Annotated in this window: 3 protein-coding genes and 1 pseudogene; 2 read left to right on the forward strand and 2 right to left on the reverse strand. The window is 70.4% G+C overall.

Annotated elements, in window-relative coordinates:
- On the reverse strand, nucleotides 1–888 hold an 888-nt coding region (gene tsaE, locus FV228_RS24765), incomplete at its 3' end, for a tRNA (adenosine(37)-N6)-threonylcarbamoyltransferase complex ATPase subunit type 1 TsaE (RefSeq protein ID WP_147856982.1).
- 382 nt (nucleotides 889–1,270) lie between these two features.
- On the opposite strand from tsaE, the gene cynS reads away from it, so the two are divergent.
- On the forward strand, nucleotides 1,271–1,759 hold the full coding sequence (cynS, locus tag FV228_RS24770; RefSeq protein ID WP_147856983.1) for a cyanase: 489 nt from the start codon (nucleotides 1,271–1,273) through the stop codon (nucleotides 1,757–1,759).
- A 162-nt stretch (nucleotides 1,760–1,921) separates the two neighbouring features.
- Here cynS and FV228_RS24775 read toward each other — a convergent pair whose 3' ends face one another.
- Nucleotides 1,922–2,695, reverse strand: coding sequence for a Crp/Fnr family transcriptional regulator (locus tag FV228_RS24775; RefSeq protein ID WP_147856984.1), 774 nt, complete (start codon nucleotides 2,693–2,695; stop codon nucleotides 1,922–1,924).
- A 143-nt stretch (nucleotides 2,696–2,838) separates the two neighbouring features.
- Between FV228_RS24775 and FV228_RS24780 the strand changes: the two are divergent.
- Nucleotides 2,839–3,145 (forward strand): annotated as a pseudogene (locus FV228_RS24780) (hypothetical protein); the annotation flags it as partial.

The following is a 3,145-nucleotide window of genomic DNA, read 5'->3' on the forward strand; positions in this document are numbered from 1 at the left end:
CACCGCCTCGGCGTAGCGCTCGGGCCGCGGCGCCCCGGCCTCGACCACCGGCTCGCTGCCGAGATCCTCGAGGATCAGCAGGCCCTCGGCCAGGTCCTCGCCGTAGATCTTGGGCGCCGAGAAGCCCAGGGCCCGCAGGCCGCGGTCGAGGGCCACGAAGGCGTGGACGCTCTCGGCCAGATGCACGATCGCGCTGTAGGGTTTGCCGTCGCGCACCGCCGGGCCGTCGGGACGGGGCGGGGCGATCATCAGCACGGCGCTGGTGCCGTCGGGCTTGGTCAGGCGCTCGTAGGCGCGGGACGAGGCGTCGCCCTGCATCAGGGTGCGCTCGGCCAGGTCCCAGCCGCTGCGGTCGAGGAGCCGGCGCACCGCCCGGGCCCGGTCGAGCCGGGCACGCATGCCGCCGCTGCCGTCGATCCGGGCGAGGCGGGCCTCGGGGCCGAACTCGGCCCGGAGCGACAGGTCGACGGTGAGCACCGGGCCGTCGCGGGGGGGCATCCGGTCGGGCCACTCCACCAGCGTGATGGCGTCCTCGGCCATCTCCTCGAAGCCGAGCTCCACCAGTTCGTCGGGGTCGCGCAGGCGGTAGAGGTCGGCGTGGACGATCGCCCGGCCGTCGCGGGCCGTGTAGGGCTGGATCAGCGTGAAGGTCGGGCTCGGCACCTCCAGGCGCGGGTCGCCGGCCAGCTCGCGGATCACCGCCCGGGCCAGGGTGGTCTTGCCGCCGCCCAGGCCGCCCGAGAGCGCCACGACGTCGCCGGGGCACAGGAACTCGGACAGGAACAGGCCGAGATCCTCCGTGGCCGTCTCCTCCGGCAGCACGAATTCCCAGGGGGCCGGCGGCGCCGATGCGCCCGCCGTCTGTCCGTCCCGATCGTCCCCGTCCAAAGCCCGCCTCCGAGACCCAAGGGCGCATGGTCCGAAAACAGGCCGCGGATGCAAGCGTTTCCGCCTCCCGCGGCGCGCTTCCGGCCGGGCCGGTGCATCGAAACCACGCTTGCCCAATGCCCCGATGCGTCGCGTCCCGGCGATCCGGCGCGGCGCGCCGTGCGGTATCCGCGAAGAATTGGCTGGCGCATGTCTTGCTATTGCGCGGGTTCCGCGCGTTTAGGCCCAGCCGAGGCCGCGGACCGCGTCCCGCATCAGGCCCCGACCGAATCCCCCCCTCATCGGTTCCGGGCCGGGTACGCACCCCGCCCGGGGTGGGGTGAGGCCGCCCTCCACCGGCGGCCTCACCCGGACCAGCCAAACGCATGAACACGGAGCCGACATGAAGCGCGCCGACCTGACCGAGAAGCTCCTCGACATCAAACGCGAGAAGGGCTGGAGCTGGGCCCATATCCACGAGGCGATCGGCGGCCTCTCGCCGTTCCTGATCACGGCGGCCTGCATGGGCCAGATGAAGCTGCCCAAGGCCCAGGCCAAGCGGGCGGCCGAGCTGTTCGGCCTGACGGTCGCCGAGGAGCGGATGCTCAACGAGGCGCCCTACCGGGGCTCGATCCCGGCGATGCCGCCCACCGACCCGCTGATCTACCGCTTCTACGAGCTGGTGATGGTCTACGGCACGACCTTCAAGGAGTTGATCCAGGAGGAGTTCGGCGACGGCATCATGTCGGCGATCGACTTCAACATGGAGATGGCCCGGGAGGCGAACAACAAGGGCGACCGGGTGAAGCTGACGATGTCGGGCAAGTTCCTGCCGTACAAGTATTACGGCAACGACGACGACACGCCGGAATACGGGTTCAAGGAGGGCTGAGCGGAGGCCCTCCCCGATCCCCGCATTCCAGAGCCGTTCCCGATCACGGCGCGACCGGGAACGGCTCTCGGTCCTCGATTCGACGCCCACGCTTGCGCCGAACCGGTATCCAGGTCGGCGGCGAGCGCTCCAGGGCGACGGAGCGCGGAGAGCGCCCGTCGGTCAGGCCCCGTACCGCGCCGCGGCGGCCGGGTGCTGTCCCACGGCGTCGAAGCGGGCGCCGACATGGTCGAGGTGCAGGTAGTTCGGGTTGAACAGCGCGGCCTTCTCCAGGGTCGGCAGATCCGGGATGGTCAGGCGGCGGCCCTTCAGCTCGACCAGCCTCTGCCGGCGCAGCATCTGCAGCACCCGGTTGACGTGCACCGGCGTCATGCCGATCAGGTCGGCGAGGTCGGTCTGCGTCAGGGGCATGTCGCAGGTGGTGCCCTGGGTCAGCCCGATGCCGCGCAGGCGGTAGAACACCTCGCAGAACACGTGGGCCAGCCGCTCGCCCGCGCTGCGGCGGCCGAGGTTCAGCATCCACTCGCGCTGCACCGCCGCGCTCACCAGCCCTTCCCACCACAGCGCCCGCGTCACGCGCGGATGGTCGGCCATCAACGTCTCGAAGGTCGCGGGCTGGATCTCGACCAGGGTCACGGCACCGAGCGCGCCGATCGAATGATCCATCTCGGACAAGACGAAGACGGTGTGGTCGCACAGGTCGCCGGGCAGGAACAGGGCCACCACCTGGCGGCGCCCGTCGGGCAATTGCTTGTAGCGGTAGGCCCAGCCGGCCAGGACGAGGCGCACGACCTTCGGGTCGTCGCCCTCGGACACGATGTCGGTTCCCGGCCGGTAGCAACGCAGCGGCTCGGCGACCAGGTTCTGCAGCGCCGCCCGGTCGTCGTCCGACAGGTGCGTGAACTGCTCGAGCTTTGCGATGAGAGGGTTGGGCATCGGCAGCCTCCGCATCACAGGTTAACCCGCGCCCATGGACGCGGTTCAAACCTGTCTTAACGCATGTAGTACCGTATTGTATCGGCCGGCGTTATGAGCGAGAAGGTCCGCGCGAACGGCGCAGCCGCATTCGTGAGGCGCCCGTGCCCCTGTTCTACTTTCATGTGCGTACGCCCGCCGGCCTCGACCCCGACGAAGACGGGCTGACGATGCCGAATATCGAGACCGCCTATCTCGAAGCTTGCGCGTCGATTCCCGACATGGCGATCGACCTCATCCGCGAGGGCCTGAGCCCGATGCCGTACGCGTTCGTGATCACGAACGAGGCCGGCGAGATCCTGATGGAGATCCCCTTCGCCGAGCGGCTGCGCGACCCGCGGCGGCAGATCCGGCCGAACCAGACCACCCGGGCGCGCCGGCTGTCGCAGGAGGTCGCGGACGCGATCGGCG

This window comes from Methylobacterium sp. WL18, from assembly GCF_008040015.1.
GTDB classification, from domain to species: Bacteria; Pseudomonadota; Alphaproteobacteria; order Rhizobiales; family Beijerinckiaceae; genus Methylobacterium; species Methylobacterium mesophilicum.